A 26,198-nucleotide genomic window follows, 5' to 3' on the forward strand; every position below is an offset into this window, starting at 1 on the left:
CCCCTTTGTCCGGAAGCGCCGTATACGGTCTTCTCCCTTAACTGCTACGCTTTTTCAGGCGCTTGGTTCCCGCACGCCGATCTGTTTCGCGACGGTCTTGCGCAGCTTGTCGCCATAAGGCGGCTTCAGTCCGGCCAGCTTGGCGACATCCAGCTTCGACTGTTTGTACACTGCCTTGGCGTGGCTGAAGGTGCGAAAGCCGTCGCGGCCGTGATAGCTGCCCATGCCGGACGGCCCGACGCCGCCGAACGGCAGCTCCTCCATCGAGACGTGGAACACGACATCGTCCAGCGTCACGCCGCCCGCGATCGTGCGATCCAGCACGCGCCGCCGCTCCGCCGCATCCGGCCCGAAATAATAGAGCCCCAGCGGCCGGTCGCGCCGGTTCACCTGCCCGATCGCGTCGTCGATTCCGTCATACCGAACGATCGGCAGCACGGGGCCGAAGATCTCCTCCTGCATCAGCGTCATGTCGTCCGTCACGTCGCGCACGATGTGAAGCGGCATCTTGCGGCTGTTGGACTGGCCGAAATCCTCGTTGGCCGGGTTGACCACCTCCACCGTCGCGCCCTTCGCCCGCGCATCGTCCAGCCAGTCGGTCAGGCGCTGGTGGTGCCGGTCGTTGACGACGCTGGTATAGTCCGGGTTGGCGAGCACGGTCGGGTACATTGCGGTCGCCGCCGCCTTCAGGCTGTCGACGATCGCCGCTTCCTGCGCCGCAGGGGTCAGGACGTAATCCGGGGCGAGGCAGATTTGTCCGGCGTTGAGCATCTTGCCCAGCGCGATCCGCTCGCCGGCCTGTTTCAGGTCCGCGCCCGCGCCGATGATCGCGGGCGACTTGCCGCCCAGCTCCAGTGTGACGGGCGTCAGATTGTCGGCGGCGGCGTGGAGGATGTGTCGGCCGATCCCGGTCGCGCCGGTGAACAGCAGATGGTCGAAGGGCAGCTCCGCGAACGCCTTCCCCGCATCCGGGCCGCCGGAAAAGAACGCCAGCTCCTCGGCGGCGAAATAGTTCGGGCACAACTCCTCGAACAGCGCCGCGGTAACGGGGGTAAACTCGCTGGTCTTCACCATCGCCCGGTTGCCCGCCGCGAACGCCCCCGCGACCGGGCCCATCACCAGGTTGACCGGGAAGTTCCACGGCGCGATCACGCCGACCACGCCCTTGGGCTGGTACTCCACCCACGCCTTCGCGCCGAGCAGCCCGAGCGGGAACTGCACCGGCCGCTTCTCCGGCTTGGCCCAGCCAGCCATGTGCTTCAGCGCATGGTCGATCGGCCCGGTCGAACCGGCGATGTCGGTCAGCATCGACTGCTCGCGACTACGATGACCGAAATCCTCCGCCAGCGCGTCGCAGAACCGCGCGGCGTTCTCCGCCACCAGCGCGCGGGCACGCTTCAGCCGGTCGCGCCTGATGTCGAGCGGCACCGGCAGCTCGCCTAGAAAGGCGGCGCGCTGCGCCTTTAGCGTTGCTTGCATGTCCATCTACCGTCGTCTCCCTGCATCCGCGGCGCCCTCTGCCGTAGCGGCCGCGCAGCCGATCAATCCACCCAGCGGCGCAACGATCGTGTCCGCGCCTGCCCGCGCGACCGTGAGCGTCGCCTCCGTCACCAGCGCGCCATCGGCGAGGTCCCCCCGATCGCTCGCCGCCAGCGTCAGCGTCGCCTCGACGCCCCCGCCCGCATAATGCGCGAGCGCCGGCAGCCCGCGCGCGGTCGATCCCTCGGCGCCCGTGCGCGCCAGCGCCACCTCGTGCCCATCCAGGCTCAGCCGCAGCCCGCCCGGCCCGGCCATCGCCACAAACTGCGGCGTGTCCGCGCGGGTGAACAGATAAGCGGCACACCCCATCGCGGGCGCCGCCTGCCGCGGGAGCGTGCCCAGCATCACCTGGAGTAACAGAAGCGCGATCACGGGCTAAGCCCTATCATCAAAGCCCAGGCCGGGTAAGCCGCCGCCGCCAGCAGCGCGCCGAGCGGCAGCGGCGCGTCGCCGGCCATCCGCCGCCCGGTCAGCGCGGCGACCAGCATGACGCCCAGTCCCAACAGGCTCGCAACCAGCAGCACCGGCGGCAGCATCGCCCAGCCGAGCCACAAGCCGATTGCGCCGAACAGCTTGGGATCGCCGCCGCCCATCCCCGCCCGCCCGCGCACCCGACGGTAACCCAGCGACACCAGCAACAGCAGCGCGAACCCCGCCGTCCCGCCGATCAACCGGTCGACCAGCGGCGGCCCGATCCCCGCGGCCCCGCCCGCCAGCCCGGTGACCGCCAGCAGCCCCGTCAGCCGATCGGGCAGCCACCACGCCGCGAGATCGAGCAGCGCGAGCGTCAGCAGCAGCCACCCGAACACCGCCCCCGCTACGCCCTCAAACCCAGGCGCGAGCCGGCCGCTCAGCGCCCCGATCGCCGCCGCCGCGAGCTCCGTCCACCAATGCCGCGGGTCGATCCGCGCCCCGCAGGCCCGGCACCGCCCGCGCAGCACCAGCGCGCTCGCCAGCGGCACCAGCTCGGCCGCACCCAGCACCCGCCCGCACCCATCACACCCCGACCGACCGCCCAGCGAGCGCCCCGCCGGCCAGCGGATCACCAGTGTCGCGATGAAGCTGCCTAGGATCAGGCCGAGCATGCCGAGAAGGACGGAGCAGAGCAGCACGGTTCCGCCCTAGCGATCCTCCTCGCTCGTGGGGAGGGGGACGCGTTGCATCGGGGCTTGATAGACGGGGCTCCCCACCCCTTGCGCCTCAGGCCCGTCAATTCCCCGCAAGCGGGAAGGATTGCGGGGACCGGCCCGCGCGCCTAGATGCACCGCAGCATTTCACCCTGCCGAAAGCCCGCCATGGCCGCCGACCCCGTCGTCATCCTCTCCTACGCTCGCACGCCGATGGGGTCGTTCCAAGGCGCGCTGGCGGGTGCGTCGGCGACGGAGCTGGGCGCGACGGCGGTCAAGGCCGCGGTCGAGCGCGCGGGCGTCGCGCCTGACCGGATCGACAAGATCTTCATGGGCTGCGTCCTTCCCGCCGGCCTCGGCCAGGCCCCCGCGCGCCAGGCCGCGATCGGCGCGGGCCTGCCGCCTTCGGTCGAGGCGACCACCGTCAACAAGGTCTGCGGCTCCGGCATGCAGGCGGCGATCTTCGCGCACGATATGATCGCGGCGGGGTCGACCGATATCGTCGTCGCGGGCGGCATGGAGTCGATGTCGAACGCGCCCTACCTCCTCAAGAAGATGCGCAGCGGGGCGCGGATCGGCCACGATACCGTCTACGACCATATGATGCTCGACGGGCTGGAGGACGCCTATGACGCTGGCCGCGCGATGGGCACCTTCGCTGAGGACACCAGCCGCGAATACCAGTTCACCCGCGACGCGCAGGACGATTACGCGATCGAGTCGCTCTCCCGCGCGCTCGCCGCGCAGAAGTCGGGCGCGTTCGACCGCGAGATCGTCGGCGTGAAGGTCAAGGGCCGCAAGGGCGACACCGTCGTCGCCCATGACGAGCAGCCCGGCCGCGGCGACCCGGAGAAGATCCGCGCGCTGAAGGCCGCCTTCGCCAAGGAAGGCACGATCACCGCCGCCTCCTCGTCCAGCATTTCCGACGGCGCCGCGGCGCTGGTGCTGACGCGCGCATCGCTCGCCGCGGCGCAGGGGCTGACCCCCGTCGCCCGCATCGTCGGCCACGCCGCCCACGCGCAGGAGCCTGCGAAGTTCACCACCGCCCCGGTCGGCGCGGTCCGCAAGCTCCTCGCCAGGACCGGGTGGAACGCGAACGACGTCGACCTATACGAGATTAACGAGGCGTTCGCCTGCGTACCGATGGCGTGGATGAAGGACCTCGGCGTCCCCCATGACAAGGTCAACATCCATGGCGGCGCCACCGCGCTGGGCCACCCGATCGGCGCATCGGGCGCGCGCATCTTGACCACGCTGATCGCCGCGCTGCAGGAGACCGGCGGCAGGCGGGGCATCGCGTCGCTGTGCATCGGCGGCGGGGAGGCGACGGCGGTGGCGGTGGAACTCGTCGCCTCCTGATCCTTTAACTGCCCCATTAACGCCCACCCTTCCAAGCGGATCATCCATCGTGGCATCGTTCAAGCAGCAGACCTTTCAGGAGCGCGCCGCGCTCGCCGCGCAAGCCAAGCAGGCAGCGCTCGAAAAGCTGCGCGCCAAGCCGCCGGTCGACGAGGCGGTCGCCGCCGAACGGCGCGCGGCCGCCCTCGCCAAGGATCAGGCGCGCGCGGAGGCAAGTGCGGCCAAAAAGGCGATGCGCGATCAGGAAAAGGCAGCCCGCGATCAGGCCCGGGCCGAGCAGAAGGCGCGCGAGGAGGCGGAGGCCGCCGCGGCCGCCGAAGCGCGCAAGCCCTATGTGCCGGTGCTGCCGACCGAAGCCGAGCTGAAGGCCGCCCGCGATGCCCGCTACGCAGCCCGGAAGGCACGCGCCGGCCGCTGATGACCAACGACAAGCAAGGGAAACGAGTATGCGCCGCCTGATCGCCTCGACCGTTCTGACGGCCGCCCTCGCGACGCCCGCGCTGGCGCAGGACGCGCCCCCCGGGCATCGCTACCGCGTCGCGATCGGCCCGCAGGCGAAGCCGCGCTATCCCGGTACCGACACGGTGCAGTTGCTGCCGCTGATCTCGCTGTCGCGGGCGAGGGGCGATGAGCCGTTCACCTTCTCCGCGCCCGATCAGGGCTTCTCGATCCCGCTCTTCGACCTGCACGGCTTCTCCGCCGGACCCGCGCTCAACATCCAGGCCAGCCGCCGTGCGAGCGATGTCGGCATCGCGGTGCCGAAGGTCGGCACCACCGTCGAGGCGGGCGGCTTCGTCCAGTATCGCGTCGCGCCGGGCTTTCGCCTTCGGGGCGAGCTGCGCAAGGGAATCGGCGGGCACAAGGGGCTGATCGGCGAGATCGGCGCTGACTATGTGGCGCGCGACGGCGACCGCTGGCTGTTCTCGATCGGCCCGCGCGTGACGCTGATCGACGACCGGTTCGCGGGCGCCTATTTCGGCATCACGCCCGCGACCGCGACGGCGACCGGACTGCCGCGTTTCACCGCACGCGGCGGGCTGGAAGCAGTCGGCGCCACCACCAGCGTGATCCGCCAACTCAGCCCGCACTGGGGGCTGTACGGTTTCGGCAAATATGATCGGCTGGTCGATGACGCCGGGCGGTCGCCGCTGACCCAGCGCTACGGCGCCCGCAACCAGTTCTCGGGCGGGCTGGCGCTGACCTACACCTTTACGCGGCGCTGAACGACGCGGCCGGCGGTGACGCCCTGGCGGCGGCGTCACGCTGCGCCGTCGGCTCGCGCCTCAGGGCAGCGTTTCCGCCGCCTCCACGCCCCACAGGGACCCGACCTGCACGAATCCGGCCCTGCCCTTCACGTCGAGCCGGCACCAGCCGTTGCCACAAGCGCTAATCCGCCCGACCACACCCGGTGCCGCGCGGAACAGCAGCCGCGCGCCGGTGACCGGCCGCTCCAGCATCGTCACCGGTTCGGCACCGCGGATCAGCGCGGTGCGCGCCCCGCTCAACAGGTTGGTCTGCATCCAGCCCTGCGTGCCGTCGGGATCCTCGACCTTGCGCCACTCCCGATGTTCGGCAACCACCCGGACCGGCAGGTCGGCGCGGCGATAGACCCAGCTCGCCGGATACTGCCGCCCCGGCCCTGTCCGCATCCGGGCCTCGCCCGCGCGGATCGAGTTCCAATAGGGCGGATGCGGCGCGGTATCGGCCGCCAGCACGGCCACGGAAGCAGTGGCAGGGACCGCGAGCGTCAGCAGGGCGGCGAGCAGGCGCATCACATCTCTCCTCAGGCGCGGTGTTCCTATCGCGGACCGGGGGTGGCGTATACCGGGGATTGCCCTGTCCTACAGACGGTCAGCCGACGTAAGGCCGCCGGCATGCGCCGCCTCCTCACCACGCCTGACCGTCGCAGACCGGCAGCTGACGCCATTGGGCGCGCGAATTTATCGCCGCAACTTCGACAACTTTAGCCGCGATTGACCTGTGCCGTCACGGGGACCAAACCCCCGGCATGACCGACACGCGCCGCTGCCCGCATCCCAAGGTCGCCGTCACGCGCGAGCTGCCGGACGCGATCATGGACCGCATGGCGGCGCTCTTCGACGCGGACCTCAACCGTGACGACCACCCGCTCGACGCGGCCGCGCTGCAGGCGTGCGTGACGGACTGCGACGTGCTGGTGCCGACCGTCACCGACGGCGTCGACGCCGCGCTGATCGCCGCCGCCGGGCCGCAACTGAAGCTGATCGCCAATTTTGGCGCGGGCGTGAACCACATCGACCTGAAGGCGGCACGCGCCCGCGGCATCATCGTCACCAACACACCGGGCGTGCTGACCGAGGACACCGCCGACCTCACGACCGCGCTGATCCTGGCGGTGCCGCGGCGGCTGGCGGAGGGCGAGAAGCTGGTGCGCTCGGGCGAATGGAAGGGGTGGAGCCCCGGCGGGATGCTGGGCCACCGCATCGGCGGCAAGGCGCTGGGCATCGTCGGCATGGGCCGCATCGGCCAGGCCGTGGCGCGCCGCGCTCGCGCCTTTGGGCTCTCGATCCACTACCATAACCGCCACCGCCTTCCCAAGGTGCTGGAGGCGGAGCTGGGCGCGGCCTGGCACCCGAACCTCGACGACATGCTGGCGAGCGTCGACATCCTGACGCTTCACACGCCGCGCAATGCCGATAGCGAGAACCTGATCGACGCGCGCCGCCTGGGGCTGTTGCGGCCGCACGTTTATCTCATCAACACCAGCCGCGGCGGCATACTCGACGAGGACGCGCTGGTCGAGGCGCTGGAGGCGGAGCGGCTGGCGGGGGCCGGGCTCGACGTCTGGCGGCACGAACCGGTCATCGACCCGCGCCTGCTCGCGCTGCCCAATGTGGTCATGACCCCGCACATGGGCTCCGCCACCTATGAGGGCCGCGTGGCGACCGGCGAGCGCGTCATCCAGAACATCCGCATGTGGGCCGACGGCCACCGCCCGCCCGATCAGGTGCTCGAGGGGTGGGCATGAGGCGCAGCGCGGGAGCCGACAACGCCCGGCGGACTAGCGCCAGCCCGGCCGGCGGCGAAACCGGTCGACGGCGCGGCTTTGCCGCGGCGTGGGATGGACGCTAGCGTGGCGGTCCACCTCGTCGCGCCCGGCGTCCACATGGTATCGCACCGCGGCGCCAACATGTACCTGCTCGACGACGACGGACGGCTGGTGCTGGTCGATACCGGCTTTCCGGGCAGCGAAGGCGTGGTGCTCGACGCGATCGCGGCACTCGGCCATGCGTCCGCGGACCTCGGCGACATCATCCTTACCCACGCGCACTATGATCATGTCGGCAGCGCCGCGGCGCTGGTCGCGGCGACCGGCGCACGCACCTGGATGCACCCGGTCGATGCGCCGCTGGCGGAGAGCGGCCGTGGCTCGCGCCCGATGAAACCCGCGCCCGGCCTGCTCCGCCACCTGATGTTCCGCCTGTTCGCCAAGCCTGGCCGCACCACCGCGCCCGTGAAGATCGACGAGCTGGTCGAGGAGGGAGCGACGATCCCGCTGGCGGGCGGGCTGCGGGTCATCCATGTGCCCGGCCATTGCGCCGGCCAGATCGCGTTGGGTCAGCCCGCGACCGGCATCCTCTTCGCCGCCGACACCTGCATGAACATCCTCGGCCTCGGCGATCCGATCGGGTTCGAGGACCGCGCCATCGGCCGCGCCAGCCAGCGCAAGCTCGCCGCGCTCGACTTCACGATCGCCTGTTTCGGCCACGGTCAGCCGCTCCACGACGCCGCCGCCCGGTTCCGTGCGAGATGGGGCGGCTAGGCCGCCGCGCGCCGCGCCGCCAGCCCCGCCAGCCAGCCGCCGAGCATCGTCTGCCCCGCCGCCACCGCCGCCGGCCCGAGCCGGTCATGGTCGCGCCGCAGCTGCGCCGGGTCGAGGCCGGCCTCAACGATCTGCGCGGCGTCGTTCGCCAGCCAGTGGTCGAAGCGCGGGTCTTCGCCCATCTCCGCATGGAACTGGAGCGCCAGGACATGGTCGCCGACCGCGAACGCCTGATGATACAACGCCGTCCGCGCCAGCAGCCGCGCGCCCGCGGGCAGGTCGAAGGTGTCGCCATGCCAATGCAGCATCGGCACCCCGGCCAGTGCGGCGAGCGGCGCTGTCCGCCCCGCTGCGGTTAGCGTCAGCGGCGCAAAGCCGATCTCCCGCGCCGGTCCCCTGTGCACCGCTGCACCCAGCGCGGCCGCAATCAGCTGCGCGCCCAGGCATACGCCCAGCGTCGGCAGCCCCGCCGCCAGCCGTTCGCGGATCAGCGCGATCTCGCGCCGCAGCCAGGGATGCTCCACCTGTTCGTACACGCCCATCGGGCCGCCCATCACGATCAGCAGGTCCGGCGCCAGCGGATCGATCCTGGCAAGGCAGGGCTCGCACGCCGCTGCCCCCTCGATCGCATACCCCGCCGTCTCCAGCGGCCGCCGATACCCGGCGATGCCTTCGTGGGCGACATGGCGGATGACCAGCGCACGCTTCATGGCCGTGCACCGTAGGGCAAAGATGGTTAGTGCAGCGTCAAGATTTTCTTGGGGAGCAGCGATGGCGTTCTATGTGGTCGGGTTTGAACACCCTGATGCGCAGGGCTGGCAGGCACAGTTGGGGGCGCATCTGAGCTGGCTGCGCCTGCGCGTCGCGGACGGCAGCGTGCGCGCGTCCGGTCCGTGCGTCGGCGCCGCCGATCGCGCCGCAAAACTCATCATGGTGGCCCCGGACCGGCCGGCGCTGGATCGGATCGTCGCGACCGACCCGTTTGCCGTGCATGGGCTGATCGCCAACATGACGGTCGAGGAGTGGGACCCGATCTTCGGCGCGTGGGCGGCCGAGTCCACCATGCCCACCATCGGCGCGGGTTGAGCCTCAATCCCCCGTCAGGATGCGTTCGACCAGCTGCTTCACCGTCGGCACGAAGCCGTTCGAATAGAACGGGTCGCGCTTGAAGTTGTAGGCGGCGTGGCCTGCGAACATCAGGTTCTGCTCGATATCGCCGCCGTGCGCGATATCCTGCAGCGTCTTCTGGATGCAAAAGCTGCGCGGGTCCGCCAGCCGCCCGGTCGAGTTAGTTTCCGTATCCGCCCAGGAAGAAAACAGGCATTGCGACAGGCAGCCCATGCAGTCGGCCTGATCCTTCCTGATCTCCGCCTTCTCGATCGGGCTGACGAACACCAGCGTATTATCGGGCGTCTTCAGCGCATCGGTGAAGCCGTGCCCGAACCATTCGCGCGCGCGCAGAAGGTCGCCGCGCGTCACCCAGAAGTTCTTGCCCTTGACCCCGACGTCGAGCTGGAAGACGTGATCGCCGGCCTCCTGTGTCGAGAACGCGATCTGCCGTTCCGATCGCGCCTCCAGCGCGCGCAGAAAGGGGTTGCGGACGGCGCTGGAATAGAAACCGGTCGGCGAGAAGCGGTGAAGCAGCACCTCGCCCTCGTCGATGCGGGTCAGATGATCCTTCCAGTCCTGCGGAATCGGGCTTTCGCGCGTCAGCAGCGGGCGGGTGCCGTATTGAAACGCGATCTGTCCCAGTTCGGGATTGTCGACCCAGTCGTTCCAGTCGCGCAGATACCAGACCCCGCCCGCCATCACGATCGGCGTGTCGTCCGCGATCCCGCCCGCGCGCATCGACTCCCGCAGCGCCTTGACGCGCGGATAGGGGTCCTGCGGCTGCAGCGGGTCCTCGGCGTTCGACAGCCCGTTATGGCCGCCCGCCAGCCACGGGTCCTCGTACACCACCGCCGCCAGCCAGTCCGCGGCTTTGGAATAGGCGCGTTTCCACAAGGCCGAGAAGGCGCGGGCGGAGCTGATGATCGGCAGGTAGCTGACATTGTACGACGCCGCGATCTCGGACAGCTTGTACGGCATCCCGGCGCCACAGGTGACGCCCGAGACCAGCCCCTTGGTCCGCTCCAGCACGCCGTGGAGCACGCGCTGCGCGCCGCCCATTTCCCACAGCACGTTAATATTGATCGCCCCCGCACTGCCGGCGATCTCACGGGCGCGCTTCACCTGCTGCACCGCGCCCTCGATCGCGTATTCGATCAGCTCCTCGTGCCGCTCGCGCCTCGTCAGCGCCCGGTAGACCTGCGGCACGATCTTGCCCTCGGGATCGTAACTATCGGCGTTGACGGCAGAGACGGTGCCGATCCCGCCCGCCGCGGCCCATGCTCCCGCCGACGCATGGTTGGTCGCGGCCACACCCTTGCCGCCCTCGACGAGCGGCCACACTTCGCGCCCGGCATAGCTGATCGGCTTCAGGCCTTTGAACACGTGTGCGATTACCTTTCCCGGAACAGAACGCACCTATATCGCAAGCGTGCCGCGGCGCGAGAGAAACATGGATCAGGCGCCGAGCGCCCCGGGCCGGCCTAGCGCGGCTTCGTACAGGGCACGATATCGTGCGATCATCACTGCCTCGTCATATTCGCCCGTCGCTCTGGCGCGGTTGAGCTGTCCGATCTGCCGCCGCCCATCGGGGTGGGACACCAGCGGTTGCAGCGCGTCGCGAAGAAACACCTCATTGCCCGCGGGCGCAATGTAGGGCCGGTTTTCGGGCGCGACCATCACCTTGACGTCGCCGACGTCGGTCGCGACGATCGCCAGCCCCGCGGCCATCCCCTCCATCACCGAGATCGGCTGCTGTTCGGACAGCGACGACAGCGCCAGGATATCGAACAGCCCGACATAGCGGTGCGGCTCGGGCAGGAAGCCGGGCATGACGAGCTGATCGGCCAGTCCCATCGCCAGCGCCGCCGCCTCGATCGCGCCGCGCTCCGGCCCCTCGCCGACGATCACGAGGCGCACGCGGCCGGCGACGCCGCCAGCCGCGCGGACGAGCATCGGCAGGTTCTTGACCGCGCGCAGCCCTGCCAGCGCGCCGATCACCGTCTCCCCGTCACGCTTGACCAGCCCTGGGATAGCGTCGGCGGCGGGCGGTGTCGCATAGGCTGCGGTCGCGATGCCGTTCGCGATCCGGTGCACCCGCGCCGGCGGCTGCTTCCAGACCTGCAGCGCAATCCGCTCCAGCAGGTATGACGGCACCGCCAGCGCATGCGCGGCGGACAGCGCGATGCGGCGATAGACGTTGCGCTGGACCTTCAACCGCTCCGCCTCGTCGGCATTGAATCCGTCCTCATGGTGGACGACCGGCGGCATCCCACTGGGATAGGCGCGGCGTGCCATCACCCCGTCGATCGCGCCCCAATTATAGGTCAGCACCAGGTCGAAGCGCCGCATGTACCGCGCCAGCGCCTCGAATCGCGCGAGCCCCGGCGTGCCGGTCAGCGACGGCGGGTCCTGCGCGATCTCATACGCTATTTCCGGCGCAATGGCGGCGCGCGCGCCCAGCGCGCCGGGAACGCCTGAGACGATCGTGTGCCGCGCCCGGTCGCCCCACGCCGACATTAGCCGCACGGCGCGCGCTTCCTTGCCACCCAAGTCGAAGGACGAATGCAGGTGCAGGATCCGGACGGGCGTGGACATGAGCGCGGGGCTTAGCTTCACCGGCGCATGACGCGCAATTCACTGGTGAAGCGCGCCGAGCCGCCCATGATACGCGCGATGGATGTGGAGGTCACCGCTGAAGCCAAGGACAAACGCCTCAACCGGCTCGTCGCGATCACGGTCGTTTTCCTGTCGGTGTTCATGGGGCTGGGCAACATCAAGGACGGCAACATCGTTCAGGCGATGGCGCAGGCGCAGTCGAATTCGGTCGATCGCTGGAACGAATATCAGGCGAGCCGCACCAAGCGGCATATTGTTGACACCGCCGCGCAACAGCTCGCCGCCACGGCGGGCCGCGCGCCCTCACCCGCCATTACCGCCGCGCTGGCTGCGATGCGCGCCGAATCGGCGCATTACGTCGCCGAAGCGCCTGGCCTCGCGCACGAGGCGAAGGGCTTCGCTGCCCAATATGACGCGCTCAACATCCATGACGATCAATTCGACGCCAGCGAGGCGCTGATCTCCACCGCCATTTCGCTTGCCGCGGTCGCCGCGCTGGTCGAGAGCGCGGGCGTGCTGTGGCTCGCCTGGGCGTTCGGCGCGTTCGGCGTGTTCATGGGCGTATGCGGCTTCGCCGGCTGGGGCTTCCATCCCGATGTGCTCAGCAACTTCCTGGGATGACCGCTGATCGTGGTTGGTGACACCGCCGCCTCGCCCGCCTAGACGGCTGGCGTGACGGGCTTTGCGGATCATCGTGGGACGGTGCGGCGGGCGGTCGTCGTGCTGGCGGCGCTTGCGCTCGCGCTGAAGATGATGGTGCCGGCAGGCTACATGCCCGGCGCCAGCCTAGCCGCGCCGATCCTGCTCTGTTCGGGTCAGGGCGACATGCCGGGCATGACGATGGCGCAGGACGGCCAGGACCGGCCCGGCAAGGCGTCGCACGACAAAGCGGAGCATCCCTGCGCGTTCGCCGGGCTCGGCGCGGCGTCGCTGACCGCACCGTTTGAAGCCCCGGCGCTCGCGCCGGTGCTGGCAGCAATGCGTCATACGGCGATCGCCGCGTTGCCGCTCCTGCCCGGTCGCGGGCTGGCCGCGCCGCCACCGCCCTCGCACGCGCCACCACCCTTCCGTCTCTGATCGCCCGCGTCCGCCGTCCGGCGGACCCCTGCCCGGCGTGCGCAGCTTCAAGCGCACGCGTCAGACTGAAGCCTGCCCATGTCTCGTCTATCCAGGCGGCGCGCGCTGTACGCGGCCCCGCTCCTCCTCCCGCTGTCCGCGCCAGCCGCGGCGCAAACCCAAACCGCCGCCCCAGACCACGACATCCTCGTTACCGCGCAGCGGCAGACCGATACGATCGAGCACGCCCCCGCCTCGCGGGCGTCGGTCGATGCCGACACGATCTCCGCCACGATCAACGCCCGCAACGTCGAGGATACGCTCAAATACCTGCCCAGCCTGGTCGTGCGGAAGCGGCACATCGGCGACAGCCAGGCTCCGCTCGCCACCCGCACGTCCGGGTTCGGCGCGTCGGCGCGCAGCCTGATCTACGCCGACGGCGCGCTGCTCTCCGCGCTGGTCGGCAACAACAACACCACCGCCAGCCCACGCTGGAACCTGGTCAGTACGGAGGAGATCGCGCGCGTCGACGTCCTCTACGGTCCCTTCTCCGCCGCCTATCCGGGCAACTCGATCGGCGCGGTGGTCAACATCACGACGCGGCTGCCCGACCGGTTCGAGGCGACGGTGAACGCCGGGACGAGCGTCCAGCAGTTCGACCTGTACGACACGCACGCGACGCTGCCCGCCTATCAGCTGGGCGGCACGATCGGCGACCGGTTCGGGCCGCTCGCGCTGTTCGCCAGCGCCGATCACGTCGACAGCCGCGGCCAGCCGCTCGGCTTCGCCACCGCGACCCGGCCTGCCACGACGAGCGCCACCGGCACGCCGACGATCGGTGGCTATGACGACGTGAACCGCACCGGCGCGCCAATCCGCGTGCTCGGCGCAACCGGGTTCGAGCATCAGCGGCAGGACCGCGTCAAGCTCAAGGCGGCGCTGGACCTCGGTGCTGGATTGCGGTTGACCTATGTCGGCAGCCTGTTCCTCAACGACACTAATTCGACGGTCGAGACCTACCTGACCGGCGTCGCCAGCGGACTGCCGGTCTATGCCGGAGCGTTAAACAATGACGGCCGCGCCTACACGGTCGCGGCGAGCGCCTTCGCGGGTCAGGTCTATCAAACGAGCCAGCGGCAATGGTCGCACAACCTCTCGCTGACCGGCGGCGGCGGCGGGTTCGACTGGCAGGTCATTGGCACCCGGTACGTCGTCGCCAAGGACCAGCAGCGGATCGCCAATACCGCCCTGCCGGCGGGCGAGACCGGCGGCGCGGGGTTCATCACGGACCTTAGGGGCACCGGCTGGACCACCTTCGACGCCAAGGCAGCTTGGCGCGCGTCGGCGACCCATACGGTCAGCGCCGGGGTGCACGGCGACCGGTTCGCGCTGGCGAGCAACCGCTACAACACCGCCGACTGGATCAACGGCGCGGAGGGGTCGCTCAACCTGACCGGCAGCGGCAGGACGCGCACCTATGCCGTCTGGGCGCAGGACGCCTGGCGGCTCACCCCGCCGGTGACGCTCACGCTGGGCGGGCGTTACGAATGGTGGCGCGCTTATGACGGGGTAAATTACGCGCAATCACCACTGATCGGCCCTGTCTCACAGCCGGCGCTGACCCGCGTGGCGTTTTCGCCGAAGGCGGCGGTCTCGTTCGTCGCCACGCCTCACCTCACCGCGCGGCTGTCACTGGGCCAGGCGTGGCGCTTCCCGACCGTCGGCGAGCTGTATCAGATCGTCACGGCGCCCGTGCCGTCGGTCCCCAACCCGACGCTGCGCCCGGAACGCGCGCGCTCGGCGGAGCTGGCGTTCGAGCGGTTCGACGGCCACGGCACGATCCGCCTGTCGCTATTCGACGAGGTGATCCGCGACGCGCTGATCTCGCAGACCGGGCCCCTGCCGGTGACGTCCGTGCAGCTCGGCACGTTCGTGCAGAATGTCGACCGGACGCGCGCCCGCGGTGTCGAGCTGGCGGTGCAACGGACCGCGGTGGTTCCCCGCGTCGATCTGTCGGGCAGCGTCACCTATGCCGATGCGATCACCAGCCAGGACACCGCCTTCCCTGCCGCGGCCGGCAAGCTCCTCCCCAGCGTCCCGCACTGGAAGGGAACGGCGGTCGTCACCTGGCGCCCGGCCGCGCCCGTCGCATTGACCGCCGCCGCGCGCTACGCCAGCCGCAATTACGGCGCGCTCGACAACAGCGATGTGGTCGGCAACACCTATCAGGGCTTCTACCGCTATTTCGTCGTCGATCTGCGCGCGCAGATCCGCGTTGCAGCGCGGATGGAGTTGGGGCTCGGCGTCGACAACGTCAACAACGACCGGTACTTCCTCTTCCACCCGTTCCCGCAGCGCACCTTCGCGGCAGACGTGAAACTGACTTTCTGACCCAGGTCAGGCTGAAGGCGCTCAGGCGATGGCGGACTTGGGCACGTGCGTGATCCGGCACGCAAGGTCTGCCTCGCCGCTGGCGACGATCCACACGTCGCCGCCGTCGACCAGCCCCGTCGTGAAGACGACATTAGCCAAGTACATTTGATCCTTGAGCGGTTCGGTCAGATGCGGCGCGGGCTCGATCAGCGGCTGGTGCGCGGTGCGGCACACGATATCGGGCGCGTGCGGGTCGAGGAGCGACCAGTAGGTCCGGTAGATGCCGACGGCCCCCGACGGCTCGACCCCGTGCCACAGCGACAGCCAGCCGTCCGGGGTAAGGACCGGCGGTGCGCCGCCTCCCATCCGTGCGGTCCAGGTGGTCGCAGCATGCGGGCGGATGCCCGGCTGGTCGTGCGGCTTCCAGTGTAGGGCGTCCGGCGAGCGGGCAAGGTTGATCGACGGCCCCGCGCGCCATTCGCTGCCGGGCGGATAGGCGAACCAGTCATTGCCCAGCGGCCGCGTCTGCGCCCAGTATTCGCCATCGATCAGGCCGCCGAAGATCAGCATGTCCTTGTTCTGGTGATCGAGGACGATCCCCTCCAGCCGCCAGTCGCGCGCGTCGCCGCTGGTATGGAGGGTGGTGCATTGCCGCTCCGGGCTGACCGAACAGGTTGTCATCAGCCAGCGCTCTCCTACCCGGCTGATCCGCGCATCCTCGATGCCATAGCATTGATAGGAGGCGGCGGGCGCGACCGCGCAGTCGTAATGCACCGCCTCGACACGACGCCCTTCCGGGTCGAGTTCGACCGGCAGCAGCCACGACAGGCTGGTCAGCGCCGCTGCCTTCCACCTGCCGCCCGCCATCGTGAAGGCACGCGGATCGGCGGTGTCGACCAGCGCCAGCGGCCAGGCGTCGAGCCGATAGCCGCCGTCGCTCCACCGGAGCGAGTGGATATGGCCGTCTCGCTTCGGATGCCGCAGCGCCTCCGCGATACGAACCATCAGCAGCAGATTGCCGTTCCGAAGCCGCGCCATACCGGGATTGAACGCGCCGAGGACAAAGGTCTCTGCGTCGATCTTTCCGGCCAGGGGCGAGCGGGCGAGGTCGACGTCGGCGGGCGTGAAGACGAGATGGTCGAGGACGAAGGTCAAGCCGTCACCCACGCCAGCAGCCGATCGATGGCCGCGACCGCAACCGGCTCCTGCAGCGTCGGGGCATGACCCACGCGCGGCACCGTCACCACTTCGGCGCCTTGAAGCATCGCCGCCATCTCCGCCGCCGTCGCCGCCGCCAGCACATCGGAACGCTCGCCGCGCACGATCAGCACCGGCTTGCCCGCCAGCGCTTCCAGCGCCGCCCACAGGTCAGGCGGCGCCTCGCCACCCGGCACCTTGAACGGCTCGGCGATCCGCAGGTCGTAGTCGAGCACGATCTTGCCCTTGTCGGTCAGCCGGTATAGCCGTTTCGCCATCTCGATCCACTCGGCGAGGCGCCAGTCCGGATAGACGTCGCGATTGGCGGCGGCGACCGCGCGGGCGGCGTGGAGCCAGGTCGCATGTGACGACGCGCGGCCGACATAGCCGCGGATGCGCTGCAGACCCGCCGCCTCGATCGTCGGGCCGATATCGACCAGCACCGCGCCCGCCAGCCGTTGGGGCTCTGCCGCCGCCAGCATCATGGTGACGATCCCGCCCAGCGACGTGCCGACCGCAACGAAGCGCTCGATCTCCAGCGCGGCCAGCATCGCCTGTACGTCCGCGGCATAGGCCGCGGGCGTATAGCTTGCCCAATCCTCGGCGCGCCCACTCTCCCCGCGCCCGCGAAAGTCGACGCATAACACCCGCCACCCGCCCGCGAGCCGCGCCGCCAGCGCCGCATAATCGCGCGCATTGCGGGTCAGGCCGGGGAGGCAAAGCACGGCAGGCCGATCACGATCGCCCGGATAATCGCGCGCATGAAGGCGCACGCCGTCCGCGGCGGTGACGAAACGGTCCTGATAGTCCGCCACCCGCCACTCCACCGTTGCGCCATGCGCCTGCCCTGCCCCATATCGCGGGATGCCCGTCTCGCCGCAAGCATACCGTCCCGCCGCCCCGCTGCTCGCTCTTGGCCCAAACTTCTGGGACGCCGTCGCGCCGGCCGCCTTTCCCGAGACGCGCCTGCGATTCCGCAACGATCGCGCCGCGGCCGAGATCGGGCTCGAGACGCTGGGCGATGACGAGTGGATCAAGCATTTCGGCCGCTTTGAGCCCATGCCCGGTACCCTGCCGCAGCCGCTGGCGCTACGCTATCACGGGCATCAGTTTCGCAGCTACAATCCCGACATCGGCGACGGCCGCGGCTTCACCTTCGCGCAAGCCTACGACCGGGACGGCCGACTGATGGACCTCGGCACCAAGGGGTCGGGGCAGACCCCGTACAGCCGCTTCGGCGACGGCCGCCTGACGCTCAAGGGCGGGGTGCGCGAGATCCTCGCAACCGAGATGCTGGCCGCGCTCAACGTACCCACCAGCCGCACGCTGTCATTGATCGAGACCGGCGAGGCGCTGGACCGTGGCGACGAACCCTCGCCCACGCGCTCGGCAGTGCTGGTGCGGCTGAGCCACGGCCATATCCGGATCGGCACCTTTCAGCGTCTCGCCTATTTCCGCGAGGAGGCGGACATGCGGCGGCTCGTCGCCTATGTGCTGCGCCACCTGTACGGTGTGCAAGGCGACGATCCCGTCCGCCTCCTCAATCTCGTCGTCGAGCGCAGCGCGACGCTGGCGGCGCGCTACATGGCGGCCGGCTTCGTCCACGGCGTTCTCAATTCGGACAACATCAACATCACCGGCGAGAGCTTCGACTATGGCCCATGGCGGTTCGCGCCGACCTGGGACCCGGGGTTCACCGCGGCCTATTTCGACCATCAGGGCCTTTATGCCTTCGGCCGCCAGCCCGAGGCGATCGGCTGGGATGTCTCACAGCTCGCATCGAGCTTGCGGCTGATCGCGGATAGCGAACCGCTGATCGCGGCGCTCGACCGCTTCGGCGGGCTCTTCCAGCCCGCACTGACCGAGGCGATCCTGTGGCGGCTCGGAGTCCGCCCGCGCGACGACCGCAGCGACCGCGACCTCGCCCGCGCCACCGAACGCGCGCTTCGGGCCACGCAAGCGCCACTCGACCGCTTCTTCTTCGACGTGTTCGGCGGCGTCCTGCCCGCCGGCTATGCCGACGGCTGGGAGGAGCTGCGCGGCGCGCTCGACGGCTATCAGCGTCGCACGCCCCGCGATCACGTTGTTCGGGCGGGTGCGCCCTGTGCCATGATGATCGACGAGGTGGAGACGATCTGGGCGGCGATCGCGGAGCACGACGACTGGTCGATGCTGGAAGGGAAGATTGCGCAGATCCGCGCGCTGGGGGAGGCGCTGGCCTGAACCGCCGCTCGCCGCGCGGATGAGAAGCTTGCCCCCGCTCTTCACACCGGCGATAGCACCGGCATGCCAGCAACCCTGCAGTCGTTCGAGCCTGCCACTGGCGCATTGCTGTGGGAAGAAGCGGTCGGCGATGTCGATGTGGAGGTCGCCGCCGCACGCGCGGGCTGGGCCGCCTGGGCGGCGCAGCCGCTGACCTATCGGGTCGAGACGCTGCGCCGCTTCGCCAATACCGTTCGCGGCCGCGCCGACGCGCTCGCCGGCACGATCGCACGCGAGACCGGCAAGCCACTCTGGGAAGCGAAGAACGAGGTCGACTCGGTGGTCGCCAAGGTCGACATCTCGGTCAGCGCCTATGCCGAGCGTACCGCGCAGCGCCGTATGGAACAGCCGATGGGGGCCCGCGTCGCTGTCCGGCACAAGCCGCACGGCGTGCTGGCGGTGCTCGGTCCCTATAACTTCCCCGCACACCTGCCCAACGGTCACATCGTCCCGGCGCTGATCGCGGGTAATGCGGTGGTGTTCAAGCCCAGCGAGAAGACCCCGGCGAGCGGCGCGATGCTGGTCGAGTGCTACCACGCGGCGGGCGTTCCGGAGGCGTGCGTCAGGCTCGTGATCGGCGGCCCGGCGGAGGGCAAGGCGCTGGCCGAGCACCCGGGGATCGACGGCCTGCTCTTCACCGGCTCCGCGCGCACCGGTCTGGCGCTCAACCGCGCCTTTGCAGGCACGCCCGAGAAGATCCTCGCGCTGGAGATGGGCGGTAACAACCCGATAGTGGTGTGGGACACCCCCGATCTCAGCGCCGCCGCCGCCATCGTCGCTCAGTCCGCCTTTACCTCGGCCGGGCAGCGCTGCACCGCGGCGCGGCGACTGATCGTGCAGGACACCGTCTATGAAGCGTTGATGACGGAGCTGACGACGCTGGCCGGCCGGCTGATCGTCGGCGCCCCCCACGACGAACCGCAGCCCTTCATGGGCCCGGTGATCGACAACAGCGCCGCCGACACACTGCAGAATGCGTTCGTGACGCTGCTGACGCGGGGCGGCCGCCCGATCCGGCATCTCGAACGCCCGGACCCGGACAAGCCCTTCCTGTCGCCCGCGCTGATCGACGTCACCGCCGTCGCCGACCGGCCCGATGTGGAGCTGTTCGGCCCCATCCTGCAGGTTATTCGGATGAGTGATTTCGATGAGGCGATCGCCGAAGCAAATCGCACCCGTTATGGCCTGGCGGCATCGCTGATCAGTCAGACGCCCAAGCTGTTCGATCGTTTCTGGTCCGGCGTCCGCGCGGGCGTGGTCAACTGGAACAAGCCGACCAACGGCGCGCCCTCAAACGCGCCGTTCGGCGGCATCGGCTGGTCGGGCAACCACCGCCCATCCGCCTTCTACGCCGCCGACTATTGCGCTTACCCCGTCACCAGCAACGAGTCCGATGCGGCGCGCGCGAGCATCGGCATCGGGTTGAAGGACGCATGACCCGAAGCTGCGCTTCCGTCCGGCATAGCAGCGGTGATGTTGTGCATGGCCCGGGCGAGGCGCATCGCGTCGTCATGGCTACCCTGCTCGATCCCACCGCCCGCGGCCGCGTCATCCTGGTCGGCGCGGGACCGGGCGACCCGGAACTGCTCACCGTGCGCGCGGTCAAGGCGCTGGGACAGGCCGACATCGTCGTCCATGACGGACTGATCGATCCCCGCGTCCTCGACCTGGCACCGGCGACCGCGCCGCGGATCAGCGTCGCGAAACGCCGCGCGCGCCACACCCTGCCCCAGGACGCGATCAACGCGCTGATCGTCGCGCATGTGAAGACGGGCGCGATCGTCGTACGGCTGAAGGGCGGCGACCCGTTCATCTTCGGTCGCGGCGGCGAGGAGGTGGAGGCGGTGCGCGCCGCCGGGCTGCCAGTCGAGGTCATCCCCGGCATCTCCGCCGCGCTCGGCGCCGCCGCGGAGGCGATGCTGCCGCTCACCCACCGCGACCACAGCTCGGCGGTCAGCTTCGTCGCGGGCCAGTGCAAGGGATTGAGCGAGCAGGACTGGTCTGGCCTTGCCGGTCAGGGCCGGACGCTGGTCATCTACATGGGCGTCGCGACCGCCACCGAGATCGCCGACAAGCTGATCGCCGACGGCGTCGCACCTGATATGCCGGTCGCGGTCCTGGAACGCGGGACGTGCCCGGGCGCCCGCGCGCTCAAGACGCTGCTCGCCGATCTCGGCCCGATGGTCGAGCGCGAGAAGGTGTGCAGCCCGGCGGTGCTCGTGGTGGGCGAGGTGGTCGAATTGAGCGACGCGCAGGACCGGCTGGCGCGGTGGGCCCGTGCAGTCGAAGAGGTCCACGCATGAAGCTGTTGACCGGCAACGACCTTCCCACCGGCGACGTGATCTGGTGGACCGGCAGCGGCTGGTCGCGCCATGTCGAGGATGCAGGCGATGTCGGTGGCGACGGCGATCCGCTGGCCCGCGCCGAAGAAGGCGCGCGGCGCGTCACCGGCGCCTATGTCATCGATGCGACGCAGACGGCGGCGGGCCCCCGCCCCGCCCACATCAAGGACCGTATCCGTGCGCTCGGTCCCACCGTCCGCCCCGACCTGACGCTGAAGCCTGCCGACCCCGCCGCCGGCTCCTGGGTGATCTGATGTACAAATACGACCATTACGACCAAGCCATCGTCGACGCCCGCGTCGACGAGTTCCGCGACCAGGTCGCGCGCCGCCTCGCCGGCCAGCTGACCGAGGATCAGTTCAAGCCGCTGCGGCTGATGAACGGGCTCTACCTCCAGCTGCACGCGTATATGCTGCGCGTCGCGATCCCCTATGGTACGCTCGACGGGCGTCAAATGCGGATGCTGGGCCATGTCGCGCGCAGATATGATCGCGGATATGGGCATTTCACGACGCGGCAGAACATCCAGTACAACTGGATCAAGCTGGAGGACGCGCCCGATATCCTCGCCGATCTCGCGACGGTCGAGATGCATGCGATCCAGACCAGCGGCAACTGCATCCGCAACATCAGCTCAGACCAATATGCCGGCGCCGCCGCTGATGAGGCCGCCGATCCGCGTCCCTGGGCCGAGCTGATCCGTCAGTGGAGCACCTTTCACCCGGAGTTCAGCTACCTGCCGCGCAAGTTCAAGATCGCGGTGATCGCCAGCGACGAGGACCGCGCGGCGATGCGGCTGCACGACATCGGCCTCCAGCTGGTCGAGCGCGCCGATGAAAACGGAAGGGGCAAGCTCGGCGCGCGGGTATTCGTCGGCGGCGGCATGGGACGCACTCCGATGATCGCACCCGAGATCAACGAGTTCGTCGAAGCCGCTGATATCCTGAGCTATCTCGAAGCGTGCCTGCGCGTCTACAATCGCTATGGCCGGCGCGACAATATCTACAAGGCGCGGATCAAGATCCTGGTTCATGAGATCGGCGCCGACGAATACCGTCGTCAGGTCGAGGCCGAGTGGGCCGAGGTCAAGGCGCTCGGCATCGACCCGCCCGCCGCCGAGCTGGCGCGGATCACCGCCATGTTCGCGCCGCCGCCGTTCGCGGCGGCGACAGGCACGGTCGACAGCGCCGATCCCGACTTCGCCGTCTGGCTCGACCAAAACGTCGCGCCGCACAAACAGCCCGGTTATGCGATCGTCAACATCAGCCTGAAACCCCTCGGCGGCATTCCCGGCGACGCCTCGGCTGACCAGATCGACCTGATGGCCGACCTCGCCGAACGCTACAGCTTCGACGAGCTGCGCGTCACCCATGCGCAGAACATCGTCCTGCCGCATGTCGCTCACGCCGACCTGCCGGTGGTCTACCGGGCGCTGGCCGGCGCGGGACTGGCCGAAGCCAATCTCGATCTCGCGACCGACATCATCGCTTGCCCCGGCCTAGACTATTGCAGCCTGGCCAATGCCCGTTCGATCCCGGTCGCACAGAAGCTCGCCACCCGCCTCGCGCCGAAACAGCGCGAGCTGGGCGAGCTGAAGCTGAAGATCAGCGGCTGCATTAACGCCTGCGGGCACCACCATGCCGGTCATATCGGCATCCTGGGGGTCGACCGGAAGGGAACGGAGAATTACCAGCTGCTGCTCGGCGGCTCGGGCGCGGAGGACGTGTCACTGGGCAAGATCACCGGCCCGGGGTTCGACGAGGACGGCATCGTCGACGCGGTCGAGCGGGTGACGGACCGCTACCTCGCCGAACGCGCCGACGGCGAACGCTTCCTCGACACCTATCGCCGCCTCGGCATGGAGCCGTTCAAGGAGGCGATCTATGGCTGACCTGGCGGGCGAAACGGGCGCGCTGCTGCGCTTTCGCGACGACACCGAGCATCAGGAGCCCGCGGTCACGCTCGATGCCTTCCTGGCGGGGCAGAGCAATGCCAATGCCGTGCGGCTGGAGGCGGGCGACGACGCGCGGGCGCTGCTGCCGCATCTGGGCCAGCTCGCGCTGATCGAGATAAGCTTTCCCGCCTATCGCGACGGCCGCGGTTATTCCGCGGCGCGCATCCTGCGCGAAGGCGGCTATGCCGGCGAGCTGCGCGCCGCGGGCGACGTGCTGGTCGACCAGCTCGCCTTCATGCGCCGCTGCGGGTTCGACAGCTTCGCTCCCGAAGCGCCGATCGACCCCGCCGCGCGCGACCGGGCGCTCGCCCGCTACGCCGATCACTATCAGCCCGCGGCCGACGGTGCGGTCCCGGTCTGGCGTAAGCGGCGCCCCGCCACATAGACGGCGCACGGCGCGCCTTGGCATCGACGCGCCCCGCGCTAAAGCCACCCTCGTGCGCCACGCTCTCCTCCTCGTCCTGCTGCTGGCCGGCTGCCATCGCGCCGCGCAGGAGCTGCCCCCGCCGCCGCGGGTCACGACGACGGCGAACTTACCGGCCGAAAGCTCGACGCTGGTCATTCCCCTATCAGCGCCGCTCGCCGAGCTGGAGGCGGCGCTCGACCGCGAAGTGCCGCACCGGCTATGGCGCATCGACCAGCATCTGGACGCCTGCGTGCCCGCTAAGCGCGTCAACCTCGGGATCGCGCGTGTTCGCATATTGCCGAACCTGGGCTGTCAGATCGTCGGTCAGGTTGTCCGCGGCCGCCTGACCGTCACGGGCCGGGGCGACCGCCTGCTCGTGACAATGCCGATCCGCGCGACCATCAGCGCCAATCATGTCGGGGGTATCGCCTCGAAGACCGCGACAGGGGCCGCGATCGTCCACGCCACGGCGCGGCTCGGTATCACCGGGAACTGGCAGCCGACCGCGCGGGTGGCCATCGATTATGATTGGACGACCCCGCCGGGCGTCGATTTCCTGGGCCGCCGCATTGTCTTTGCCGACAAGGCCGATCAGCGGCTGCGCCCGATCGTCGCGCAGCTCGAACGCACGCTTCCGCGACACCTCGCCGACCTGCACCTGCGCGAGAAACTCGCCCACATCTGGCCGCAGGGCTTTGCCGTCGTCCAGCTCAACCGTGACAATCCGCCTGCCTGGATGCGGGTGACGCCGCGCCGGCTGGGCTTCGGCGGCTATCGCATCTCCGGACGGACACTGCAGCTGACGCTCGCGGCCGAGGCGCTGACCGAGAGCTTCGTCGGCCCGCGCCCGGCCGATCCGCAACCCGCGCCGCTGCCGCCGCCTTCGCCCATCCCGCCCGCGCGAGGGCTGCGCTTCTTCATCCCGGTGATCGCCGACTATGCGCAGCTGGAGCCGGTGGTGCAGCGCGCGCTGGTCAAGCGCGCAGCCAAGGGCTTCGCGCTGCGCGGGATTGGGCCCGTGCAGGCGCACATCGGCACGGTCACCGTTTATGCGACGGCCAACGGCCGGCTCGCGGTCGGGGTCGACGCGCGGGCGACCGCGCGCGAGCACCCGTCGCTCAACGCCTCGGGCCGCATCTGGCTGACCGCGCTACCGTTCAACGCGCCAAACTCGCAGGCAGTGGAGGCGCGAGACGTGCAACTCGCCGCATCGACCGACAGCAACGTCGCCAACCTGCTGATCCAGCTGTTCGGTGACGAGTCGCTCCGCGCCACGGTGGCGCAAGGTCTCCGCCATGATTTCGCGCCCGATTACCAGCGCCTGCTCGGCAAGGCGCGTACCGCCATCGCCGTACGCCGTGAGGGCGACTTCGTACTGACCGCCGACGTCAGCCGCGTCGAGACCGGCACGCTGGGCGTCACCGGTCGCGGTCTGTTCCTGCCCGTCCGTGCGGCAGGCACCGCGACGATCAGCTACCGGCCGCAGTGAGGCTCAATACCCGGCATAGTCGCTGAACTTCGTCACCGTCGGGTCGAACTTCATCGTCACCTTGCCGGTAGCGCCGTGGCGCTGCTTGGCGACAATCAGCTCGGCGAGACCGTACACCCGCTCCATGTCCGCCGCCCATTTCGCATGGTCGTCGAAGGTCCGGGTGTCGTCACCTTCGCTTGGCCGCTTGGGCTCCTTCGCGGCGACGTAATAGTCTTCGCGATAGACGAACCAGACCATGTCGGCATCCTGCTCGATCGACCCCGATTCGCGCAGGTCGCTGAGCTGCGGCCGTTTGTCCTCGCGCTGTTCCACGGCGCGCGACAGCTGCGACAGCGCCAGCACGGGCACGTTCAGATCCTTGGCCAGCGTCTTCAGCCCGCGGCTGATCTCGCTGATCTCCTGGACGCGGTTGTCCTGCCCCTTGCCGCCCGCGGTCATCAGCTGGAGATAGTCGACCACCACCAGCCCGATCTCGTTATTGTGTTTGCGCTGCAGCCGCCGGACGCGTGTGTGGAGCGCGCTGATCGACAGGCCGCCGGTGTCATCGATGAACAGCGGCAGGTTCTCCAGCTCCGCCGCAGCCGACGCCAGCCGTGCGAAATCCGCACGGCTGATCTTGCCCATGCGCAGCGCTTCCGAGCTGATCCCCGATTGCTCGGACAGGATGCGCGTCGCCAGCTGGTCGGCGCTCATTTCCAGGCTGAAGAAGGCGACCTTGGCCCCAACCGAGTCCTTGGGCGCCAGCCCGTCGCGCATGTCGCGCATCCACCGGCTGGCGGCGTTGAAGGCGATGTTGGTGGCGAGCGAGGTCTTGCCCATGCCCGGTCGGCCCGCGAGGATCATCAGATCGGAATGATGCATGCCGCCGATCTTCGCGTTGATCGACTCCAGCCCGGTCGTCACGCCCGACAGATTGCCGCCGCTGTTCAGCGCGCGCTCGGCCATCTTGACCGCCATCGTTGTCGCCTGCGCGAAGCTCTTGACGCTGTTCTCGGCACCGCCGTCGGCTGCGACCTTGAACAGTTCCTCTTCCGCCGCCTCGATCTGCGCGCGCGGATTGACCTCTTCGCTGGTGTCCATCGCGCGGTCGACCAGCGTCCGGCCGACCGATACCAGCGCGCGCAGCAGCGCCAGATCGTAGATCTGCTGCGCGAACTGCCGCGCGCCGATCAGGCCTGCGCCCGACCCCGTCAGACCGGCCAGATAGGCGGGACCGCCCAGCTCCTTCATACCCTCGTCCGCGTCGAACATCGGCCGCAGCGTCACGGGCGTCGCCAGCATGTCATTCGATCGCAGGGTTCGGATCGCGGCGAAGATGCGCCCGTGCAGCGGCTCGTAGAAGTGCGCCGGTTCCAGCCGGTCGAGCAGGTCGTCGGCGAGCCGGTTGTCGATCATCATCGCGCCCAGCATCGCAGCCTCCGCCTCCACATTGCGCGGCAGTTGCTGTGGTGAGCCGACGATTTCTGGCGCGGGCGCAGGAACGGGGAATGCGAGGGTGGCCATGGCGGTGCTCTTACCCTGCCGCTCCGCCGGCTCAAGCAGTGCGAGGCGATATGCCGGGGA

26 protein-coding genes are annotated in these 26,198 nt (G+C 69.5%); 16 read left to right on the forward strand and 10 right to left on the reverse strand.

The window, feature by feature from the left end; all coding sequences use genetic code 11:
- Positions 1-54 precede the first annotated feature (54 nt).
- Genes ACP2AD_RS12200 through ACP2AD_RS12210 form a run of 3 tightly spaced genes read right to left on the reverse strand, consistent with a single transcriptional unit; the run spans position 55 to position 2,624 of the window.
- Positions 55-1,485, reverse strand: a complete 1,431-nt coding sequence (locus ACP2AD_RS12200) for a coniferyl aldehyde dehydrogenase (RefSeq protein ID WP_425230321.1) — start codon at positions 1,483-1,485, stop codon at positions 55-57.
- Complete coding sequence (locus ACP2AD_RS12205; protein WP_425230322.1) at positions 1,486-1,911, reverse strand: hypothetical protein; 426 nt, start codon at positions 1,909-1,911, stop codon at positions 1,486-1,488.
- A complete protein-coding gene (locus ACP2AD_RS12210) occupies positions 1,908-2,624 on the reverse strand; it encodes a prepilin peptidase (RefSeq protein ID WP_425231166.1) in 717 nt (238 codons plus the stop codon). The genes ACP2AD_RS12205 and ACP2AD_RS12210 overlap by 4 nt, the downstream gene beginning before the upstream one ends.
- A gap of 210 nt (positions 2,625-2,834) precedes the next feature.
- Here ACP2AD_RS12210 and ACP2AD_RS12215 point away from each other — a divergent pair, with 210 nt between their 5' ends.
- From ACP2AD_RS12215 to ACP2AD_RS12225, 3 genes are read left to right on the forward strand one after another with little or no spacing between them, the layout of a single operon-like run.
- Complete coding sequence (locus ACP2AD_RS12215; protein ID WP_425230323.1) at positions 2,835-4,025, forward strand: acetyl-CoA C-acyltransferase; 1,191 nt, start codon at positions 2,835-2,837, stop codon at positions 4,023-4,025.
- A 49-nt stretch (positions 4,026-4,074) separates the two neighbouring features.
- Positions 4,075-4,443, forward strand: coding sequence for a DUF6481 family protein (locus ACP2AD_RS12220; protein ID WP_425230324.1), 369 nt, complete (start codon positions 4,075-4,077; stop codon positions 4,441-4,443).
- A gap of 28 nt (positions 4,444-4,471) precedes the next feature.
- On the forward strand, positions 4,472-5,248 hold the full coding sequence (locus tag ACP2AD_RS12225; protein WP_425230325.1) for a MipA/OmpV family protein: 777 nt from the start codon (positions 4,472-4,474) through the stop codon (positions 5,246-5,248).
- 60 nt (positions 5,249-5,308) lie between these two features.
- Here ACP2AD_RS12225 and ACP2AD_RS12230 read toward each other — a convergent pair whose 3' ends face one another.
- Positions 5,309-5,797 carry an SH3 domain-containing protein gene (locus tag ACP2AD_RS12230; RefSeq protein ID WP_425230326.1) on the reverse strand — a complete coding sequence of 163 codons (489 nt, stop codon included), beginning with the start codon at positions 5,795-5,797 and terminating at the stop codon, positions 5,309-5,311.
- A 236-nt stretch (positions 5,798-6,033) separates the two neighbouring features.
- Here ACP2AD_RS12230 and ACP2AD_RS12235 point away from each other — a divergent pair, with 236 nt between their 5' ends.
- Entirely contained in the window at positions 6,034-7,032 is a 999-nt protein-coding gene (locus tag ACP2AD_RS12235) for a 2-hydroxyacid dehydrogenase (protein ID WP_425230327.1), read from the forward strand.
- 105 nt (positions 7,033-7,137) lie between these two features.
- A complete protein-coding gene (locus ACP2AD_RS12240) occupies positions 7,138-7,827 on the forward strand; it encodes an MBL fold metallo-hydrolase (RefSeq protein WP_425230328.1) in 690 nt (229 codons plus the stop codon).
- Here ACP2AD_RS12240 and ACP2AD_RS12245 read toward each other — a convergent pair.
- Positions 7,824-8,537, reverse strand: coding sequence for a glutamine amidotransferase (locus ACP2AD_RS12245; RefSeq protein WP_425230329.1), 714 nt, complete (start codon positions 8,535-8,537; stop codon positions 7,824-7,826). The genes ACP2AD_RS12240 and ACP2AD_RS12245 overlap by 4 nt on opposite strands.
- A gap of 61 nt (positions 8,538-8,598) precedes the next feature.
- Here ACP2AD_RS12245 and ACP2AD_RS12250 point away from each other — a divergent pair, with 61 nt between their 5' ends.
- Complete coding sequence (locus ACP2AD_RS12250) at positions 8,599-8,913, forward strand: YciI family protein (RefSeq protein WP_425230330.1); 315 nt, start codon at positions 8,599-8,601, stop codon at positions 8,911-8,913.
- Positions 8,914-8,916: 3 nt separating this feature from the next.
- On the opposite strand, the gene ACP2AD_RS12255 is transcribed toward ACP2AD_RS12250, so the two are convergent.
- Positions 8,917-10,320 carry an NAD(P)H-dependent flavin oxidoreductase gene (locus ACP2AD_RS12255; RefSeq protein ID WP_425230331.1) on the reverse strand — a complete coding sequence of 468 codons (1,404 nt, stop codon included), beginning with the start codon at positions 10,318-10,320 and terminating at the stop codon, positions 8,917-8,919.
- 72 nt (positions 10,321-10,392) lie between these two features.
- The gene (locus tag ACP2AD_RS12260; protein ID WP_425230332.1) at positions 10,393-11,532 is read right to left on the reverse strand and encodes a glycosyltransferase family 4 protein; all 1,140 of its coding nucleotides are present in this window, start codon (positions 11,530-11,532) and stop codon (positions 10,393-10,395) included.
- A gap of 27 nt (positions 11,533-11,559) precedes the next feature.
- Between ACP2AD_RS12260 and ACP2AD_RS12265 the strand changes: the two genes are divergently transcribed.
- The 3 genes from ACP2AD_RS12265 to ACP2AD_RS12275 all read left to right on the forward strand — a co-directional run bounded on the left by ACP2AD_RS12265 (position 11,560) and on the right by ACP2AD_RS12275 (position 15,000).
- Positions 11,560-12,174, forward strand: a complete 615-nt coding sequence (locus ACP2AD_RS12265; protein WP_425230333.1) for a DUF4337 domain-containing protein — start codon at positions 11,560-11,562, stop codon at positions 12,172-12,174.
- A gap of 51 nt (positions 12,175-12,225) precedes the next feature.
- Positions 12,226-12,630 carry a hypothetical protein gene (locus ACP2AD_RS12270; protein ID WP_425230334.1) on the forward strand — a complete coding sequence of 135 codons (405 nt, stop codon included), beginning with the start codon at positions 12,226-12,228 and terminating at the stop codon, positions 12,628-12,630.
- Positions 12,631-12,708: 78 nt separating this feature from the next.
- Positions 12,709-15,000, forward strand: a complete 2,292-nt coding sequence (locus tag ACP2AD_RS12275) for a TonB-dependent receptor (RefSeq protein WP_425230335.1) — start codon at positions 12,709-12,711, stop codon at positions 14,998-15,000.
- A gap of 21 nt (positions 15,001-15,021) precedes the next feature.
- Here ACP2AD_RS12275 and ACP2AD_RS12280 read toward each other — a convergent pair whose 3' ends face one another.
- Both ACP2AD_RS12280 and ACP2AD_RS12285 read right to left on the reverse strand, forming a co-directional pair.
- Positions 15,022-16,137, reverse strand: a complete 1,116-nt coding sequence (locus tag ACP2AD_RS12280; RefSeq protein WP_425231167.1) for a glycosidase — start codon at positions 16,135-16,137, stop codon at positions 15,022-15,024.
- Positions 16,134-16,994 carry an alpha/beta fold hydrolase gene (locus ACP2AD_RS12285; protein WP_425230336.1) on the reverse strand — a complete coding sequence of 287 codons (861 nt, stop codon included), beginning with the start codon at positions 16,992-16,994 and terminating at the stop codon, positions 16,134-16,136. The genes ACP2AD_RS12280 and ACP2AD_RS12285 overlap by 4 nt, the downstream gene beginning before the upstream one ends.
- A gap of 49 nt (positions 16,995-17,043) precedes the next feature.
- Between ACP2AD_RS12285 and ACP2AD_RS12290 the strand changes: the two genes are divergently transcribed.
- From ACP2AD_RS12290 to ACP2AD_RS12320, 7 genes are all read left to right on the forward strand, one after another.
- Positions 17,044-18,402, forward strand: a complete 1,359-nt coding sequence (locus ACP2AD_RS12290) for a protein adenylyltransferase SelO family protein (protein WP_425230337.1) — start codon at positions 17,044-17,046, stop codon at positions 18,400-18,402.
- A gap of 63 nt (positions 18,403-18,465) precedes the next feature.
- A complete protein-coding gene (gene astD, locus ACP2AD_RS12295) occupies positions 18,466-19,878 on the forward strand; it encodes a succinylglutamate-semialdehyde dehydrogenase (protein ID WP_425230338.1) in 1,413 nt (470 codons plus the stop codon).
- A 74-nt stretch (positions 19,879-19,952) separates the two neighbouring features.
- Positions 19,953-20,744, forward strand: a complete 792-nt coding sequence (cobA, locus tag ACP2AD_RS12300) for a uroporphyrinogen-III C-methyltransferase (RefSeq protein WP_425230339.1) — start codon at positions 19,953-19,955, stop codon at positions 20,742-20,744.
- Positions 20,741-21,037 (forward strand): DUF2849 domain-containing protein, encoded by a 297-nt coding sequence (locus ACP2AD_RS12305; RefSeq protein WP_425230340.1) that lies wholly within the window; start codon positions 20,741-20,743, stop codon positions 21,035-21,037. Before cobA ends, ACP2AD_RS12305 begins: the two co-directional genes overlap by 4 nt.
- Positions 21,037-22,674: a nitrite/sulfite reductase gene (locus ACP2AD_RS12310; RefSeq protein ID WP_425230341.1), complete on the forward strand. Its 1,638-nt coding sequence runs from the start codon at positions 21,037-21,039 to the stop codon at positions 22,672-22,674. The genes ACP2AD_RS12305 and ACP2AD_RS12310 overlap by 1 nt, the downstream gene beginning before the upstream one ends.
- Positions 22,667-23,122, forward strand: coding sequence for a DUF934 domain-containing protein (locus ACP2AD_RS12315; RefSeq protein WP_425230342.1), 456 nt, complete (start codon positions 22,667-22,669; stop codon positions 23,120-23,122). The genes ACP2AD_RS12310 and ACP2AD_RS12315 overlap by 8 nt, the downstream gene beginning before the upstream one ends.
- Before the next feature lie 52 nt (positions 23,123-23,174).
- Positions 23,175-24,632, forward strand: coding sequence for a DUF4403 family protein (locus ACP2AD_RS12320; protein ID WP_425230343.1), 1,458 nt, complete (start codon positions 23,175-23,177; stop codon positions 24,630-24,632).
- A 3-nt stretch (positions 24,633-24,635) separates the two neighbouring features.
- Here ACP2AD_RS12320 and ACP2AD_RS12325 read toward each other — a convergent pair whose 3' ends face one another.
- Positions 24,636-26,138 (reverse strand): replicative DNA helicase, encoded by a 1,503-nt coding sequence (locus ACP2AD_RS12325; RefSeq protein ID WP_425230344.1) that lies wholly within the window; start codon positions 26,136-26,138, stop codon positions 24,636-24,638.
- Positions 26,139-26,198: the final 60 nt, after the last annotated feature.

Origin of the sequence: Sphingomonas sp. (assembly GCF_965248875.1) — a bacterium.
GTDB lineage: Bacteria > Pseudomonadota > Alphaproteobacteria > Sphingomonadales > Sphingomonadaceae > Sphingomonas.